Genomic DNA, 17,618 nt, shown 5'->3' on the forward strand with positions numbered 1-17,618 from the left:
CTCTAGTTCTTGGCGGTCTTCAGATGGTCTTCCGCGGCGCTGATGCCCTTCTTGGCCTTGAGCGTGAGAGCGGTGACTTGCGGCTTCCATTCGGCCACCATTTTCTCCGCAGCCTTAAGCTCCGCTGCGGATAGAAAGGTCGCCATCTCGCCGACTTTCTTCCGGGGTGCCATGTCTGACAGCTTGAAATACGCGTAGGACAAAGAGAGATCCTGCGGCGCACCTTTACCCTCCGAATAGGCGCGGAAAAGGCTGAACAGAGCGCGGGGGTATCCCTGATCGCCCGCCGTCTTCCACCACTTCAGCGCCTGCTCCGAATGTCCGCGCCGATCATAGAGATTGGCCACATCGTGCTGAGCGAGCGCATAGCCGGCCTCCGCAGCAACGAGTTTGTATTTCAAGGCTTGATCAGCATCGGAAGCGACGATGCCCTCGCCCTGGCCGTCATAGTAACAGCCGAGCTTATAAGCGCCGAGCGGATGGTTAGAGGCAGCCGATTTCTGAAACCACACGAATGCCTGGCTGCGATCCTGCGGAGTGCCAATGCCATTGTTGTACATCATGCCAAGATGATACTGCGCCTCGGCGTCTCCCTTGTTCGCCAAGACCGCCATGGCTTCGAAGGATGCCGTATCGTTTGCCTTGGCGGGCAGCGAGAAGAATAGAAAGCACGAGAACAACAGAGCCAAAAATCTCATCTTACCCTCCAAGGGTCTGACCGACTGTCCCTTGGTCTTCCGCAATAGAAATAGGTTCGAACCCGCCCAGGTTCGTTTTCACCAAATGCGGCTGGTCGAAGCGGTAAATTTACTGCCGCAGCAGGATCAATGGATCCGCCATATCCGGCATCCGCCGCCATTGGGCGTTATCGTCGGCCTCAAAGTGCCAGGTCTCGCCACTCGCGGAAAACATCAGCAATTCACCACGCTCCAAACGCCACTCCTTCGGCTTGAAATTTGTGACCAAAGGGTCGCAACGCGGCTTGAGAAAGAGCTGGAAATTGTCGGGGCTGGCGTCGTTGTTGGTGAGCGTCAGGCCGCAAATGGCGCGGCCATTGCCGCGAACGATGGACCAGTCGCCGATCATCGAATCCATCGTCTTCGACAACGCCCGCGCGGCCGCAAGGTTCTGCAGGATATAGACACCCTCGCCGGAACGGATACCCTCAAAAATGCCGCTCTCGACTTCGGTGAGATCGATCACCGACTCGCCCGCCGATGTCTGCAGGCGGACGATGTCGAGGCCCTTGATACCCCAGGCCACGATATCCTTGGTGAAGGGCAGCGCCTTGGGGCAATCGGGCTCGAGTTCGAGCTTCAAGCCCTGCGGCGAAATGTCGGGCTTGAGCGTGATCACACAGGTCTTGCTGCGCTCGGTGGTCGAGAGCTCCCACTGCCCGATCATGTTCTTCTTCAGTGCCGCAGCATCCTGCGCCTGCGCCGGTGCGCCAATGACCACCGCGCCGGCCACAGCCAGCGCGAACCGCATCATGCGAACCGGCACGCGCATGCTCAGCGGGCCTTGACCGGAGTTTCTGGAATCGGCGTCATCACAGGCTTGCCGCCGAACCAGAGCTTCAGGTTATCGATCACCATCTGATCCATGGCATTGCGCGTCACCACCGAGGCCGAGCCGACATGAGGCAGCAGAACCACGTTTTGCAGCGCCTTCAACTCATCCGGCACCTTCGGCTCCTGCGCGAACACGTCGAGACCGGCAGCGAGGATGGTGCCCGATTTGAGCGCCTGGATCAGCGCTGACTCGTCGATGACAGAACCACGCGCGACATTCACGATGATGCCGCGCGGGCCGAGCGCCTGCATCACTTCGGCATTGACGAGATTGGCCGTCGATGGCCCGCCAGGGGTGATGACGATCAGCGTATCCACTGCCTTCGCCATCTCGACGAGGTTCGGATAGTGCTGATACGCAATGCCCGCGGCGGGATTGCGCGAGTGATAAACGACAGGCACCAGCGAGGCATCGAGACGGCGCGCGATGGCCTGGCCGATGCGGCCCATGCCGACCATGCCGACCTTGCGATCACGCAGCGAACCGACGGTGAGCGGATAGCCCTGGGTCAGCCACAGGCCGGATCGGACATATTTGTCAGCCTTGATAAATTCGCGCGCGGTGGCGATGAACAGACCGAGGGCGACGTCGGCAACCTCTTCGGTCAGCACGTCCGGCGTATTGGTGACGATGATATTATGCTCGGCGGCATATTTTGCATCGATGTGATCATAGCCAACACCGAAAGATGAGATGATCTCGATATTCGGATATTTCGACAGCACCGCGCCATTGGTGGGCACCAGGCCCGTCACGGCGATGCCGCGGAGCTTCTCGGCAATGCCGGGGGGCAGCCGCTCCAGATCGGGCTGGGTTTCATATTTATGCAACACGAACTGATCTGAAAAACCATTCTCGATCAGCGGCTTTGACGGCCCATAGATCAGCAGGTCGATCTTGTCCGAAGAGATTCCCGTCCCCATTATTTTTCCTTTCGCAGTGCACTTTCATGCCAGCGCCGCAGCATCCAATGCGACGCCAGCGCGAGCAGCATATAAATCACAATCCCCGCCACGGACAGTAACAATAGCGCGGCAAACATGCGGGGAATATTGAGGCGATAGCTGGATTCGGTGATGCGATAGGCCAGCCCAGATCCAGCGCCGGCCGCACCGGCTGCGATCTCGGCCGCGACCGCCCCGATCAGGGACAGACCGCCTGCAATGCGCAGCCCGCCGAGAATATAGGGCATGGCCGACGGCAGTTGCAGATAACGCAGTGTCTGCCAGCGCGAGGCGCCATTGAGCAGGAACAGGCCGGCGAGATTGCGGTCCACCGAATTCAGCCCCAGCGTCGTATTAGCCAACACCGGGAAGAAGGCGACGATCCAGGCGCAGGCGACCACGGCCGCCTCCTGCGGCAGATAGATCAGCATCAAGGGCGCAATGGCGATCACCGGCGTCACCTGCAGCACGACGGCATAAGGCAGCAGGGAGTATTCGAGCCATTTCGACTGGTTGAACAGCAGCGCCAGCGCGATGCCGCCGATCGCCGCGGCGATAAAGCCTTCCAGTGCCGTTAGCAATGTGACGCCGAGTGAAGCCGACAGGATCGGCCAGTCGGCCATCAGCGTCTGTCCGACCAGGAGCGGTCCCGGCAGAATGTAAGGCTGGATCTCTCCGAGCCGGACGACGAGATCCCACGCAACGACGCCACAGAGCAACACGACCACCGGCCAGACGATGCGCTGCCAGAGCCCATCACCGGACGCCCGCTCCACCATCGGCAATGGCTCAAGCCCCTTCATGCCAGCGCCTCCGCCTCGCTCGCCTGCATCAGTGCCTGCGAAACATCGCGGCAATGACCGGAATAGGCGACAGAGGTGCGAAACGCGTCATCTCGCGGCTCATGCGCATCGATCCGGCGTTCGGTGTGAACGCGACCGGGGCGCGAGGTCATGATCACCACGCGCTGCGACAGATAGACCGCCTCATAGACCGAATGCGTCACGAAGACGATGGTCTTGCCAAGCTTGCGCCATAGCGCCAGCAGATCGTTGTTGAGCTTGAAGCGCGTGATTTCGTCGAGCGCGGCGAATGGCTCGTCGAGCAGCAGGATATCCGGCGACGTCACCAGCGCCCGCGCCAGCGACACCCGCATCTGCATGCCACCGGACAATTCGCGCGGATAGGCTTCGGCGAAGCCAGCGAGACCCACTTGCGCCAAAGCGTCAGCAACACGCGGAGCCGACTCCGCATCTGCCACATGGGCGAGCTTGAGCGGCAGCCGCACATTCTCGCGGACCGTCGTCCACGGCATCAGCGTCGGCTCCTGGAATACAAAGCCTATGCTCTGGCGCGAGGCGCGAGCCGGCACCTCGATGGAGCCAAAGGATGGGGCGGCCAGTCCAGCGATCAAGCGCAGCGCCGTCGACTTGCCGCAGCCGGAGGCCCCGAGCAGCGAGACGAATTCACCCTTGCGGATATCGAGATCGAGCGGACCGAGCGCACGCGTGCCGCCCTCATAGACTTTCGTCACGCCGTGCAGGCGTATCGCAAACTCATCCTGAGGCGCCACGGACGACACCGGCTATTTCTTCGGCCGCAGATCGATGCCGACGCCCTTGTTGACGAATTGGAGCGTATAAGCACGGCGATAATCGATGTCGCGCTTGACCACGCCGGCACGCGACATCTTGTCGAAGAAACTCGCCGCACGCTCGTCGCTCATGGCGCCGATACCGTTCTTGAGCGTATCGCCGGAATCGACGATGCCCTTGTCGCGCATCGCAGCTGTGGAATAGGCCAGCAGCTCATCGGTCATTTCCGGATTGAGCTTCTTGATCAGCGCATTGGCAGCTTTGTTGTCGCCATAGAGATAATTGTACCAGCCGATGATCGAGGCATCGACGAAGCGCTGTACGAGGTCAGGCGATTTTTCGACGGTCTCGCGCCGCGCCTCGATCAGTGTCGAATAGCCATTGAGGCCGTAGTCGGCGAGCAGCATGACATTGGGCTTGAAGCCCGCCTGTTTCTCGATCAGGAAAGGTTCGGAGGTGACATAACCCTGCATGGCGCTATTCTTGTCCACGAGGAAAGGTTGGGCGTTGTAGTTGTACGGCTTCACCTTGGACTCGCTGAAGCCGAATTCCAGCTTCATCCACTGGAAGTAGCCGACAATGCCTTCCTTCGAGATGAACAGCGTCTTCGATTTGAGGTCTTCCAGCTTTGTGACCTTCGGATCGGGATGCGACACAAAGACCTGCGGGTCTTTCTGGAAAATCGCGGCGATCGCCACCACCGGCACATTATTGGCCACCGCGTCGAAGGACTGCAGCGTATTGGCACTCATGAAGAAATCCAGCTTGCCGGAGATGAGCAGGATACGATTATTAACGTTCGGACCGCCCGGCACGATGGTAACGTCGAGGCCGTATTGCTTGTAGGTGCCATCAGCCACGGCCTGGAAGAAGCCGCCATGCTCGGCCTCGGCGACCCAATTGGTGCCGAAGCTGACCTTGTCGAGCCTACCGTCGGATTTTCCTTGCGCCAGCACGGGCGACAGCGACGCTGACATCATCGCCAAGCCGATGGTTAACGCGCGCAGCAAGGGAAACCGACCCATATTGGACTCCAGTGACATTTCTGCCCCATGATAGAAAGCATTCGCGCGACTGACTACCCCGCTCCCCTGCAAAGAAATGCCTGCCATGACTTCATCCGCACCGCATCGTGACTGGACTGCCATCCATTGGCCCGACATTGCCAAAGGCGATCCGTCTTCATGGATTGCGGTGCTGCCGCTGGCCGCGACGGAACAGCATGGACCGCATCTGCCGCTTGCAACCGACGTCCTGATCGCCGAAGCCTATCTTGCCGAGGTCCAGCAGCTATTGCCGGCGGATATCCCGGCCACCTTCCTGCCGGTGCAGCCGATCGGCATCTCGACAGAGCACCTCTCCTTCCCCGGCACGCTAACGCTGCCGACCGAGATCGCCTTGCAGGGCTGGACTGCGATCGGCGAGAGCATCGCGCGTGCCGGCGTGCAAAAGCTCGTGATGGTGACCAGCCATGGCGGCAACAGCGCGGCAATGACGCTAGCCGCACAGGATCTGCGCGCCGAATACGGCATGCTGGTTACGACCACAAGCTGGTCGCGGTTTGGTGTGCCCCCGGGGCTGTTCAGCGACGAGGAAGTTCGCCACGGCATCCATGGCGGCGCGGTCGAGACCTCGATCATGCTGGCGCGCTATCCTCAACACGTGCGCCAGGACAAAATCGCGAATTTCGTGCCATCCACCATCGCAATGGAAAAGGACTATCGCTGGCTCTCCGCCGGCCGCCCGGCGCCATTCGCCTGGCAGGCGGAAGACCTGCATCCCTCAGGCGCGATCGGCGATGCGACCCAGGCGACGGCAGAAAAGGGCGGGCAATTATTGAAGCACGGCGCCAAGGCGTTCTGCGAATTGCTGGATGACATGCACCGCTTTGATGCGACGGTGTTCGATCGCGAGCCGGATGCGGGTCGATAGTTTTTCAAACAAACTGACGACTGTTCCCCAGGAATCAATCGACGTTTTTAGCTGCAGCGCGCGCGCCGCGATCATCGCTTGTCAGGCGGCGCCAGGCTCCCGGTGGCATCCCGATCGCGCTTGAAAACACCCGCGTGAAATGGCTTTGGTCGGCGAAGCCACAGGCCAGAGCGACATCGGCCAGCGACATGTCATTGGCAATCAGAAGGCCGCGGGCCTGTTCGACACGCTGCGACAACATCCATTGATGCGGCGCTTTGCCCGTCGCCTTCTTGAAACCGCGAATGAAATAGCCACGCGATAGCCCGCATGCCTGGGCGACATCCGCAACGCGCAAGTTGCCAGCGCCATTGCCGCTGAGCATCTCGACGGCCAATGCCAGTTGCGACCGCGACAAGGATGCGCCGTGTGATGCAGCTTCAAGATTGGTTGCGCTGTTGTATCGCTCGATCAGATGGATGCCGATCGTCGTACCGAGCTGATCCAGGAACAGCGGACTCGCTTCGCTACTCTTTTGCAGCAGTGGCTCGACCACGCTGACGAGCCTCAGCAAGACGGGATCGATGTCGCCAGCGTGGCATGCAAGATCGACGGCACCACGCCAGCCATGTTCTCGCGCCAATTCAATCAGAAACGGCCGGGAGACCTCCATCAGCAGAAAATCGAAAGCGCCACGCAGGTCGGCGCGGTAATCGTCTGCGAGGTTGCGGATATAGATCGAGCCCTCTTCGAACTCGTGGCTCGTCGCATGATGCTCCTGAAAGATGCGCCGTCGATGCCCGCGGCCTTGCGAAATGCCGATCAGGAAGCCGCGATCGTCGGCAACAGTCGCGATTTGCCCAAGATTGGGGTCGTCGCTGCCTTTTCGGAAGAACGTGATTCCGGCGCCGCGCAGCTCCTGATCCTTGTGAAGCTTGCTGGCAGGACAGCCAAACACATCGATCTTCGATTCCTTTGGCTTGAGAGACACAGTCGACTGCTCACGCATATGGACTGGCTCCGCATATGATGCGCGGTCGGGAATTCGGGCAGCCGTCATCATACACCCCAATCGCTCTATCCATGCGTCCAACATGCGGAATTGGATACGGACAGACAATTGGAGCATGGTGGAGGGCGACTAGACCTTGGTCTAGGCCAGCGATGGAGGCTCGTGGCCCAGCCGATCGGCCATCCGGACGATATCCGCCAGCGAATTTGCCCGCATCTTTCGCATCATCGTGCCACGGTGAAGCTTGATGGTGGCCTCGCTGAGGCCCAGCGCTGCTGCGATCTGCTTGTTCATCAGCCCATCAGCAACATGCGCGAACACTTCACGCTCCCTCACCGTCAGCGTCTCGTAATCCGCCTTGAGACCGGCGATCTTCTCCGCCGCATGTTTGGTGGCGCGGTCGCGCTTCACCGCCATCTCGACCGCCGCCAACAGATCCATCGCACGAACGGGCTTGGTCAGGAATTCGATGGCCCCCGCCTTCATGGCCCGCACCGACATGGGGACGTCGGCAAAGCCGCTGATGACGATCACCGGTGTCGTGACATGCAGCCCAGCCAGATCGTCAAGAAAATCGAGTCCATTACGACCGGGCAAATGGACGTCCAGCACGATGCAGCCAAACTTCTGCCGATCATCCTTGGCGAGAAACTCCTGCACCGAGGCAAAGCATTCCACCTGGAGGCCGACCGAGCGCAGCATGCCATCCAGTGCTTCGCGTATCCCCTTGTCGTCGTCGATGACCGCGACAATGGCCGGGACCTGCTCCATCTTGTCGATCACGGTGCCACCTGCAGGGAGCCTCGAGGCAGGGTGAAGCGAAATTGCGTTCCCATCGGCATGCGCGGCTCCGACCACAGCCTGCCGCCGTGGGCGTCGATGATGGATCGACAGATCGCCAGCCCCATGCCGATGCCATCCTGCTTGGTCGTAAAGAACGGATTGAAGATCAGATCGCGATGTTCGGGGGCGATGCCCGCTCCCGCATCCTCAACGGTGACGCAAACTTCTCCCGATGTGTCCATCGCCGACACCACGGTCACACGCCGTTGCCGCGTCTCCGACGTATTGATGGCGTCGGCTGCGTTCGATACAAGATTCAAAAGCACCTGCTGCAACTGCACGCGGTCACCAGTGATCGATGGCTGATCAGGCTGGAGATAGACATCGAGCGCAATCCCTTGACGTGACAGTTCCGGCTGCACGATCAAGAGCACGCTTTCGATCATCTCATTCACGTCGAGCGGCTCGAACACCACCGGCGCGTTGCGGGCGATCGCACGCACGCGCTGGATGATCGCGCCAGCGCGATGTCCCTCGGCGATGGCCCGCTCCGCAGCAGCCCTGGCTTCACCGACATTAATGTTGCCATCTTTGAGCCATTGCATGCACGCTTCGGCATTCATGACGACGGCCATCAGCGGCTGATTGACCTCATGCGCGATCGACGCCGTGAGCTGCCCCATGGTGGTGACCCGCGACATGCGCGCCAGTTCCGCCTGCGCCACCTGAAGGGCTACAGCGCTTTCGCGCAACTTGCGATCGGCCCGATCCTTGTACAGGGCCATTTCGATTACGGTGCGCAATTGCAGATCTTCGAACGGCTTCAACAAATAACCGAATGGCTCGGCCTGACTCGCGCGTCGCACTGTCTCGTCATCGGCATAGGCAGTGAGGAATACGACAGGGATCTGGCATGTCGCACGGATCTGCCGGGCGGCATCGATGCCGTCAATGTCGCCTTCGAGGCGGATATCCATCAGCACCAGATCGGGACGGTTGCTGATCGCGAGCTCGACGGCCGCCTCGCCGCGTGCGGTCACACCGATGACAGAGTGACCAATGCGGCCAAGCTGTTCGCTGATATCGCGGGCGACGATGCGATCGTCTTCAACCACCATCACGCGAGCGCGCATCGTCATGGCGTCTGCCTAACATTACGGCCAGACTGGAATGTCAGCGTGCAGATCGTGCCTCCGTTGCGATCGATCGAGAAGTTGCCATGCAACTGCTCGACGAGATCACGCACCAATTGCAGGCCGAGCGACCGCGTCTCGATAAAATCGAACTGCTCGGGCATGCCAACGCCATTGTCTCCGACGATCAGAATGCACGTCCCGTCGTCGCTGCGATTGAATCTGACCTCGATCGACCCGCTGCGGTCCCCCGGGAAAGCATGTTTGAACGCGTTTGAGACGAGCTCGTTGATGATAAGACCGCATGATACCGCGCGATCCATATCCAGGGTCACGTCATCGCTTGCGGCTGTGATCTCGACACCGGCTCGGCCATAGGCGCGGCGCAGATGCGTGCACAGACTCAGCACATGCGCCTGCATCTCGATCTCGGCGAAGTTTCCAGCGCGATAGAGATTTTCGTGAACCAGCGCCATGGACCGAACCCGGTTGCGACTATCTGCAAACAGTGCAGACGTGACGGGATCGGTGATCCGCGAAGCCTGCAGGTTGAGAAGGCTGCTGATGAGTTGCAAGTTGTTCTTGACGCGATGATGCACTTCCTTAAGCAGCGCTTCCTTTTCGCTCAATGAGGCTTCCAGCCGCTCACGCGCCGCATTTCCGCTGGTGATATCCATCATGGCACGCCGCAGTTCGAGCTGGGTCATGATCTGTCGCGCCAGCGCCTGTAGCGTGAACCGCTGGCGCTCGGAGAGGCCATCCGGGCGTGGCGCGTGATCCAGCACGCAGACTGTGCCGATGGGCAGACCATTTTGCGTTTCCAGCAACGCCCCGGCATAGAAGCGCAGCTTGGGGCCGCCGCTGACCAATGGATTGTCCTGGAAGCGCGTATCCGATGACAGATCGGGTACGACAAACAGATCGGTCTGACGTATCGCCTGCGCGCAGATCGAATGATCGAGCGGCAATTCAGGGTCACCATGCGCGATGCCGGTGAGCGTCCAGTGACGGCCACCGTCGATCAGATTGATGGCGGCGATCGGCGCATTGCAAATATCCGAGGCGATCTGCACGAAATCCTCGAAATCCGCATCGGATGAGGAATCGAGAATGTCATATCGATGCAAGGCCGCGATTCGATCGCGTTCATTCCACATGTCAGCCACTTATGCATTAGCCACTTATCGGTATCGTTCCGAACCATCACGCCAAAGCTGGGTCTGATCGCGGGCGAGCGCTCAACCTATTCTGTGACGGTGCAAATTGAAACCGCGCCCGCGCAGCCAGCAGCGCGCCCGGTTACCACCCATATTTGAGCTCCAGCCCGAGATAGTTGCTATCATGGCCACCGGCATTCCGCACTGTATCGCCGATCTTATAGTGTACGGCCTCGACTGCCCCGCTCAGATTCGCATTGAAGGCGTAGTCGGCGCGCAATTGCGAATACACGCCGGTCCAGCGACTGCCCAACCCGGCCGTGCCGGCGACAGCAACGTTGGGCTGGACATAAACGGCATCGGCAACTGTCTGGCGCCATTGTAGGCCGACGCCGGCGGTCACCGTCAGATTGGCGATCGGCTTGACTGTCAGTGTCGGTTTGAGATGGATCAAGTTCGCGTAGCCCGTATAGCCCCCGAGCGAAAAATAGTAGCCGTTCGGGAATAGCGGATTGAAGGTGCCGATGGTGTTGTCGCCCGCACGACCGTCACCCGACGCAGCATCCAGCTGCAGGCCGATCCTGGGTGTCCAGGCGACGTCTGAAAACGTGTAGCCCATGCGGCCGCCCAAGGCCCAGGCATCGATATCCTTCGGGCCGACATGCCCGGTCTGGCCCATGGCCTCGAGATCCCAATCGAATCCGTTGGCATTGCCGGCAAAGCGCATGTCGAAGACGTGACGGATCTCGTCGCCAAGCGCATCGAGATAGCGGGCGGACGATCGCTCGAACAGCGAATAATAGCCCGACAGCTCATTGTCGCCGAACACCTTGCGTTCGATGCGTGCCGTGCTGAATCGGAAGTTCTGGCCGGAGAAATCGTCGAACACGTCGCCGAAGCGATATTGCACGGGCTGGCTGACGAAACCGATGAAGCGCCACAGCCCGGTTTCGTAATTCGCCCAGACGGCATCGAAGGATTGCCGCACATTCGGCCCGTCGCGCGACGACACGAAGCGCTGCAGATCGAAGGCAAAGTCCTGGCGGCCGACCCGAGCCTTGAAGATGCCATCACCCAGCGCCCCGCTATAGGCAATGAACGCCAACCGCAAATCGAGCTGATTCTGATCGACCGGCGAAATGCTCGCTTTGTCGATGGTGCGAACATCTTCGAGTTGGGTGAATATCTGCCAGTTCTCGTTCAGGCGAATATCGACATGCATCTGCAACCGCTGCAGCAGATAAGAATCGCCGCGCATATTGCCGATGCCAAAATTCGGCGCATCGTTGAACTCGAACCGCTCACGCAAATTGGCCCCCAGCGAAACATAGCTTTTCGGATCGGTGACAAAGAGCGGGATGTATTTCAGCGCGTCGAACGGCTCTGTCCGCGCCGCCGGATTAGCGAGCGCGGACCAGTCCTCCTGCCAGCGATTGGTGAGAATTTTGGGGCGCGCCGGCGCAGTGGCGCCATCGTCTGCAGCTGCCGAAGATGGCATTGTTGCGATCGTGCAGAGTCCCAGCGCGATCGCCGCTCCGACGGCTTTATTTGCCGAGAGCGGAATGAATCTCGGCAACATAGCCTCCAGGGAATTTCACCAGCGCCGCACGACGTGCATCTGCCACATAGGGTTCGACCAGCACGGCGGCGCCGGCCGTTTTCGCCTTGGCCAACGTCTCGTCGAGCGACGGCACTTCATAGCCCGTCAACTCGTGGCCGTAGGGATAAGGCAGCACACCATCCGTGACCAGCACGGTGATCTTGCCGAATTTCGAGGCGATGCGAATGCGGCGATAGCTGTCATTGGGGCGGCCGATCTCGACGCCCGGCGCCTTGGCCGTGTCGGAGACCACATTGCCCTTCGAGAACGCAACAAAGCTCTTCACGAATTGATCAGCCCGGCTCGCCGGCAGATAGACACGGTTCTCCGGGACCGTCTGCAGCTCCGCATAGGACGGCGCCTCCGTGTGCCAGTAGAGCTGCATGTTGATCCCACCCGGCCATTGCACCACGACGTCGCGTCCGATGGGATCCGGGAACGTCTTGACCAGCACATCGGCGCCCGCGCTCTGCGCTGCTTTCATGGCGGCGTCGATATCGGTGACGAGATAGCCGGTCCGTTCGTGCCCGAACGGATACGGAATCGGCGTCTTGAAGCCGAACACCGAGACCGAGCCCGCCGGCGTGAGCAGAAGCTGCGACGTCGTACTGCTCGGCGTCGGCGTCACCGTCGCGACCACCTGTTTGGTGCTCCTGCCGCCAAAGGTGGCAAGGAAGCTTTCGACGAAACGATCGACCTCATCCGGCGCCACATAGACATGGGTCGTGTCATATTGCGCGCCAACGGCAAAGCCGATCTTCGCGGTTGCCTCACGCGACCACGCGACGTGTGGCGTCACCGATAGAAGCGCGACGTAGATGGCGGCAGCAGTGAGATTGAACGAACGCATTCCGATAGTCCTTGTGGAGATTAGTGCGGGGTCACCGGCTCGGGCTTCAACAGCGGATTTTTCAGATCCAGCGTAAGGAAATGCCGGACCACGGGTCCATCGGGACCGATGTGGTATTGCGTCGTCTCACGCTGCACATCGGCGTCCGCCTTGGACACCCGGTGATGCTGCCGCAGATGCTCCGCCCAGGATTCCACCATGAACCATTCGACGATCTTTTCAGGATCTGCCGCATCCTCGGTGATGCCCCAGCCATAGGCACCATCGCGGCGCCGCGCTTCGGAGAGTCGCTTGAGGCCGGTGAAGAACGGCACCCGGTTTTCGCGCGCGATCCGGTATTCGATCAGGATCAGCACGGGGCCACGATCATGCTCGACGTCGTCGGAGGTGAGCGGCTCCGGCCAGTAATTGGACGGCGCCAGATCGGCTTCTCCGGTTGGCAGCTTCACCCGGTGCATGATGAGGGCGGCGATCGATAGACCGCAGGCGCTGACCAGCAGCGTCGCGGGCAGGTCTAGTGCTTGCGCGACTGCGCCCCAGCCAAGGCTACCCGCGGCCATCGCGCCGTTGAACACCATCAGATAGACGGCGAGACCACGTCCGCGTACCCAGTTTGGCAGCACCGCCTGAGCCACGCCGCTGAACGTCGTCAGCGCCGTGATCCAGGCCGCACCCAGCAACAACAGAACCGGCAGAGCCAACCATTTCGGTGGCGCGAAGGACAGCACGGCCATCACGGCGGCCGACAACAGCGCAGCAAGCAGCAGCAGCGCATCGGAATCGAGTTTGGCGCGTAACCGCGGCAGGATCAGCGCGCCACCGATGGCACCTGCGCCGACGGCACCCAGCAATACGCCGTAGAAGCCAGCGTCGCCGCCGAGCAGATTACGCGCCACCAAAGGCAGCAGCGCCCAGATCGAGCTGGAGAACGCGAAGAAGATCGCGGCGCGCAACAGCACGACATGCAATTCGCGGCTGGAGCGGGTGTAGCGCAGGCCCGCCCGGAACGCGCCGAAGAATTTCTCCGACAAAGCGTCGTTTTCGGCCTTTGCCCGCGGCCACCACAGCAGTGCGGCGATGACGAACATGTAGCTGATCACGTCCGCGCTATACGTCACGGCTGCGCCGAACGTCGCCAGCAGAATGCCGCCAGCGGCAGGACCGATCGAGCGCGAGACATTGATGCCCAGCGAATTCAGCGCCACCGCGCTCTTGATGTCCTGACGCGGCACGAGTTCGGGCACGATCGCCTGCCATGTCGGCCCGACGAGCGCAGCGCCGATGCCTCCGATGAAGGTCAGACCGATCAGCAGGTTGACGGTCAGCAACCCGTAATAAGACAGCATCATCAGCGTGGCGCTGACCGAAGCGAGCAATACCTGGACCGCGATCAGGAATTTCCGGCGATCGAGAATATCCGACAGCACGCCGGCTGGAATCGCAAACAGAAAGATCGGCAACGTGCCTGCGGCCTGGATCATGGTGACCGCCGCCGGTGCAGCTGACAGGTCAGTGACCAGCCAGGAGCTCGCGACATCGCGCATGAAGCTGCCGGTATTGCCCATGACCGTGGCAACCCAGATCACCGCGAAGACGGATTGGCGGAATGGCGCGAAAGCGCTGGTTGCCTTGGCGGCGTCGCTCATGGTCTTGCCTTGTTGAGATCATGCCATGCAACGAGCAGAAAGCCGCCGCACAGGCCGATATGTTCGCAAAACGAGTTGGCGCTCATGAAGCGTTCAGGCGGAGTCAGTTCCCAGAACCGGTTCGCCAGAAACGTCGCCATCAGCGTGAAGCCCGCCAGCGACAGTGCGCCGAGCCAGCGCAACACGCCACCGAGAATCAGAAGCGATGCCACCAGCTCGAGCCCGATCGTCGCCAATGCGAAGGGCGCCGCCGGCTGCAATCCGAAATGGTTCATCTCGGCAATCGCGGCGGGAAGGTCGAACGCCTTGACCAGTCCGCCCTGCAGATAGGCCGCGCAGAGACACAGCAATGCCAGCCAGTGCACGATGGGCGCGCCGATTATGCGACGGGCAAGATTCACCATCATACCGCCCAGCACGCGCAGCCAAGCGCGCCCCAGAAGCTCTTGAGATCGGCGATCGGCAATCTGCTGGACCACGCCGTGGCGTGATCGTGGCCATGCACGCCGCAGGAGTTAGTGCAGCCGCAGCTCATCGCCATCTTCTGAGCGACCACCTGCCCATTCGCATCCGGCGCCGCCCATGCACCATAACCGCCAAAAGTGCGCACCGGCGACCAGTCCGGCATGGCTGGCGGCGGCGCATTGTCATCAAGCTTGGCGAAATCGCCGACGCCATAGACGACCTTGCCGCCAACGATGGTCAGCACGGCGCTGGTATCAGCAATTTCATTCTCTGCGCAGGAGAAGAAATCACGATCGGGCACGACGATATCGGCGAGCTGGCCGACCTGGATGCGCCCCTTTTTGCCCTCGTCATTGGAGAACCACGTCACGTTCTCGGTCCACATGCGCAATGCCGTCTCGCGATCGAGACAGTTACGCTGCGGGTAGAGCTGCATGCCACCGACGGTGCGGCCGGTCACCAGCCACGACAGTGACACCCAGGGATTATAGGACGCCACGCGCGTCGCGTCGGTGCCGGCAGAGACCTTAACGCCCTTGGCCAGCATCTTCGAAACCGGCGGCGTGGCTTCGGCAGCGCCATGGCCGTACCGCTCGACGAAATACTCGCCCTGATAGGCCATGCGATGCTGCACAGCGATGCCGCCGCCAAGGGCCGCAATGCGATCGATGGACTGATCGGAGATCGTCTCGGCGTGATCGAAGAACCAGTTGAGGCCTTCGAGCGGCATGTCCTGATTGACGCGCTCGAACACATCCAGCGCGCGACTGATGGTTTCGTCATAGGTCGCATGCATGCGCCATGGCCATTTGTTCTGCACGAGGATGCGGACGACTTCTTCGAGTTCGCCTTCCATCTCCGGCTCCATATCCGGGCGCGGCTGGCGAAAATCCTCGAAATCGGCCGCAGAGAACACCAGCATCTCGCCGGCGCCGTTATGGCGGAAGTAATCGTCGCCCTGCTTGTATTTTGAGGTCTTCGTCCAGTTCAGGAAGTCGTCCTTTTCGCCCTTCGGCTTTTGCGTGAACAGGTTATAGGCCAGACGGATGGTGAGTTGGTTCTCGTCATGCAGCTTCTGAATAACGGCGTAATCGTCGGGATAATTCTGGAAGCCACCACCGGCATCGATGGCGCCGGTGACGCCAAGACGATTCAGTTCGCGCATGAAGTGACGCGTCGAATTGACCTGATAGTCGAACGGCAGTTTCGGCCCCTTGGCCAGCGTCGCATAAAGAATGCCGGCATTGGGCTTAGCGAGCAGCATGCCGTTCGGATTGCCGTTGGCATCGCGGATGATCTCACCGCCCGGAGGATTCGGCGTGTCCTTGGTGTAACCAACAGCGCGCAAGGCAGCGCCATTGAGCAGCGCGCGATCATAGAGATGCAGCAGGAACACCGGCGTATCCGGCGCCACAGCATTGAGCTCGTCGATGGTCGGCAGCCGCTTCTCGACGAATTGATGTTCGGTGAAGCCACCGACCACGCGCACCCATTGCGGCGGCGGCGTGATGGCGACCTGACGCTTCAGCATGTTCATGGCGTCGGACAGCGAGCGTACGCCATCCCAGCGCAGCTCCATGTTGAAATTCAGACCGCCACGGATGATGTGCAGATGGTTGTCGATCAGGCCGGGCAGCACGCGCTTGCCCTTGAGATCGACGATCTTCGTCTTGGGACCCGCCAATGGCAGAATCTCGCCGTCGTGCCCGACATGGGTGAAGCGACCGTCCTTGATGGCGACTGCATTCGCGACCGGATTGGAGCGATCGAGCGTCGTGAACAAGCCGCGGTGAAGAATGAGATCGGGGGTCTGCGGCTCGGTCATGGAGTTCTCCTTGAGTGCGGGAATATCGAAGTCATCGTAACGGCGGCTGTACTATCCGCCGGCAGGCGGCTGCGGCGTCTTATCGGCAGCGATACGCGCATCGGAGCGCTGGCCTTTCGGCAGATGGCCGAACATGTGCGGCTTGACCTGATCGATCCACGAATGAATCACCGGCTCTTTCTGCCAGAGGCTCCGCACCAGCGGCGGCAGCTGCTCGCCGACAAGAATGCCGAGCAGACCGACCAGCGCCACCACCGGTGGCGCCGGAGAGCGCACATTGATCAGACTGTAGATGACGCCAACCAGCAGGCCTGCGCCCAGCGAGATCATGTGCGCTTTCATGTCATTGTCCTGTTTTGAATAACGTGGCGGCTTACTTGGCCGGACCGCCTTCAGAGGCGTGCTCGCCCAGTGCCCACTTCGAGAAGCGGATCTGGATGCCGTAAGGCGAATGCGCCTTCTGGATGTCCATCATGCCGTCATAGGTCTCGCTGCGGGCCCAATCCTGCTGCAGCTCATAGGCATATTGCGACGACGTGATCGGCACGGCGCCGGCCTGGATCGCACGCTGCATCGATCGCTCGTGCGCCTCGGGCGAAAGATCACCGCAGGCATCGGCGGCGATATAGATCTCATAGCCTTCGCGCAGCATATCGAGAGTCGGGAAGATCACGCAGGCTTCGGTCCAGAGACCGGCGATCACGAACTTCTTGCGGCCAGTGGCGGCAACAGCCTTGCGAAAGTTCGGATCGAGCCACGAATTCATCGAGGTACGATCGATGATGTCGTGGTTCGGAAACAGCTCGGTGACTTCCGGAATGAACGGACCAGAGAACGAGTCCTTCGCGACAGTCGTGAGCACGGTCGGAATGTTGAAGAGTTTTGCAGCCTTGGCCAGGATCTGCACATTGTTCATCGTCACCAGACGGTCGTGCGACTGCACGCCTTGGAACATAGCCGGCTGATAGTCGATCAACGCAATGGCACTGTTCTGCGGCGTGAGCATCTCTAGGAACGACATCGTTAAATTCTCCGTGGAAGGTTGTGACGACTGCAAGACCGCTCGCAGTGCTGTGGCTGTGATGTGAGCTGCTGGGCAATGATTGTCGTTGGCGACCAACGGGC

Annotated in this window: 18 protein-coding genes and 1 pseudogene; 1 reads left to right on the forward strand and 18 read right to left on the reverse strand. The window is 60.6% G+C overall.

Features of this window, described 5'->3' with window-relative positions:
• Window positions 1–2: 2 nt before the first annotated feature.
• The 6 genes from ACIQ2A_RS03220 to ACIQ2A_RS03245 all read right to left on the reverse strand — a co-directional run bounded on the left by ACIQ2A_RS03220 (window position 3) and on the right by ACIQ2A_RS03245 (window position 5,136).
• A complete protein-coding gene (locus ACIQ2A_RS03220; RefSeq protein WP_398475691.1) occupies window positions 3–743 on the reverse strand; it encodes a tetratricopeptide repeat protein in 741 nt (246 codons plus the stop codon).
• Window positions 744–807: 64 nt separating this feature from the next.
• Entirely contained in the window at window positions 808–1,509 is a 702-nt protein-coding gene (locus ACIQ2A_RS03225; RefSeq protein ID WP_398475693.1) for an AprI/Inh family metalloprotease inhibitor, read from the reverse strand.
• A 2-nt stretch (window positions 1,510–1,511) separates the two neighbouring features.
• Entirely contained in the window at window positions 1,512–2,495 is a 984-nt protein-coding gene (locus tag ACIQ2A_RS03230; protein WP_398475695.1) for a 2-hydroxyacid dehydrogenase, read from the reverse strand.
• Window positions 2,495–3,295 (reverse strand): ABC transporter permease, encoded by an 801-nt coding sequence (locus tag ACIQ2A_RS03235; RefSeq protein ID WP_398475800.1) that lies wholly within the window; start codon window positions 3,293–3,295, stop codon window positions 2,495–2,497. The genes ACIQ2A_RS03230 and ACIQ2A_RS03235 overlap by 1 nt, the downstream gene beginning before the upstream one ends.
• 20 nt (window positions 3,296–3,315) lie before the next feature.
• Window positions 3,316–4,098, reverse strand: coding sequence for an ABC transporter ATP-binding protein (locus ACIQ2A_RS03240; RefSeq protein ID WP_398475697.1), 783 nt, complete (start codon window positions 4,096–4,098; stop codon window positions 3,316–3,318).
• A gap of 3 nt (window positions 4,099–4,101) precedes the next feature.
• Window positions 4,102–5,136 carry an ABC transporter substrate-binding protein gene (locus tag ACIQ2A_RS03245; RefSeq protein WP_398475699.1) on the reverse strand — a complete coding sequence of 345 codons (1,035 nt, stop codon included), beginning with the start codon at window positions 5,134–5,136 and terminating at the stop codon, window positions 4,102–4,104.
• 85 nt (window positions 5,137–5,221) lie between these two features.
• On the opposite strand from ACIQ2A_RS03245, the gene ACIQ2A_RS03250 reads away from it, so the two are divergent.
• The gene (locus ACIQ2A_RS03250; RefSeq protein ID WP_398475701.1) at window positions 5,222–6,043 is read left to right on the forward strand and encodes a creatininase family protein; all 822 of its coding nucleotides are present in this window, start codon (window positions 5,222–5,224) and stop codon (window positions 6,041–6,043) included.
• Window positions 6,044–6,077: 34 nt separating this feature from the next.
• On the opposite strand, the gene ACIQ2A_RS03255 is transcribed toward ACIQ2A_RS03250, so the two are convergent.
• The 12 genes and pseudogenes from ACIQ2A_RS03255 to ACIQ2A_RS03310 form a co-directional block, all read right to left on the reverse strand.
• Window positions 6,078–7,013 carry a helix-turn-helix domain-containing protein gene (locus tag ACIQ2A_RS03255; protein WP_398475703.1) on the reverse strand — a complete coding sequence of 312 codons (936 nt, stop codon included), beginning with the start codon at window positions 7,011–7,013 and terminating at the stop codon, window positions 6,078–6,080.
• Between the two features lie 162 nt (window positions 7,014–7,175).
• The gene (locus ACIQ2A_RS03260; protein ID WP_398475802.1) at window positions 7,176–7,805 is read right to left on the reverse strand and encodes a response regulator transcription factor; all 630 of its coding nucleotides are present in this window, start codon (window positions 7,803–7,805) and stop codon (window positions 7,176–7,178) included.
• Between the two features lie 8 nt (window positions 7,806–7,813).
• A complete protein-coding gene (locus ACIQ2A_RS03265) occupies window positions 7,814–8,956 on the reverse strand; it encodes a sensor histidine kinase (protein ID WP_398475705.1) in 1,143 nt (380 codons plus the stop codon).
• Window positions 8,953–9,360 (reverse strand): sensor histidine kinase, encoded by a 408-nt coding sequence (locus ACIQ2A_RS03270; protein ID WP_398475804.1) that lies wholly within the window; start codon window positions 9,358–9,360, stop codon window positions 8,953–8,955. The genes ACIQ2A_RS03265 and ACIQ2A_RS03270 overlap by 4 nt, the downstream gene beginning before the upstream one ends.
• 24 nt (window positions 9,361–9,384) lie before the next feature.
• Window positions 9,385–10,107, reverse strand: a pseudogene (locus ACIQ2A_RS03275) (histidine kinase dimerization/phosphoacceptor domain -containing protein); the annotation flags it as partial.
• Window positions 10,108–10,249: 142 nt separating this feature from the next.
• Window positions 10,250–11,605 carry an alginate export family protein gene (locus tag ACIQ2A_RS03280; protein WP_398475707.1) on the reverse strand — a complete coding sequence of 452 codons (1,356 nt, stop codon included), beginning with the start codon at window positions 11,603–11,605 and terminating at the stop codon, window positions 10,250–10,252.
• Between the two features lie 46 nt (window positions 11,606–11,651).
• Complete coding sequence (locus ACIQ2A_RS03285) at window positions 11,652–12,557, reverse strand: glyoxalase (protein WP_398475709.1); 906 nt, start codon at window positions 12,555–12,557, stop codon at window positions 11,652–11,654.
• 20 nt (window positions 12,558–12,577) lie between these two features.
• On the reverse strand, window positions 12,578–14,203 hold the full coding sequence (locus tag ACIQ2A_RS03290; RefSeq protein ID WP_398475711.1) for an MFS transporter: 1,626 nt from the start codon (window positions 14,201–14,203) through the stop codon (window positions 12,578–12,580).
• Complete coding sequence (locus ACIQ2A_RS03295; protein WP_398475713.1) at window positions 14,200–14,607, reverse strand: DoxX family protein; 408 nt, start codon at window positions 14,605–14,607, stop codon at window positions 14,200–14,202. The genes ACIQ2A_RS03290 and ACIQ2A_RS03295 overlap by 4 nt, the downstream gene beginning before the upstream one ends.
• A complete protein-coding gene (locus ACIQ2A_RS03300) occupies window positions 14,607–16,493 on the reverse strand; it encodes an amidohydrolase (protein WP_398475715.1) in 1,887 nt (628 codons plus the stop codon). The genes ACIQ2A_RS03295 and ACIQ2A_RS03300 overlap by 1 nt, the downstream gene beginning before the upstream one ends.
• Before the next feature lie 51 nt (window positions 16,494–16,544).
• Window positions 16,545–16,835 carry a XapX domain-containing protein gene (locus tag ACIQ2A_RS03305; protein WP_398475718.1) on the reverse strand — a complete coding sequence of 97 codons (291 nt, stop codon included), beginning with the start codon at window positions 16,833–16,835 and terminating at the stop codon, window positions 16,545–16,547.
• A gap of 31 nt (window positions 16,836–16,866) precedes the next feature.
• Window positions 16,867–17,514 (reverse strand): hydrolase, encoded by a 648-nt coding sequence (locus ACIQ2A_RS03310; protein ID WP_398475720.1) that lies wholly within the window; start codon window positions 17,512–17,514, stop codon window positions 16,867–16,869.
• Between the last annotated feature and the right edge of the window lie 104 nt (window positions 17,515–17,618).

This window comes from Tardiphaga sp. (assembly GCF_044336785.1).
In the GTDB taxonomy this organism is placed as follows: domain Bacteria; phylum Pseudomonadota; class Alphaproteobacteria; order Rhizobiales; family Xanthobacteraceae; genus Tardiphaga.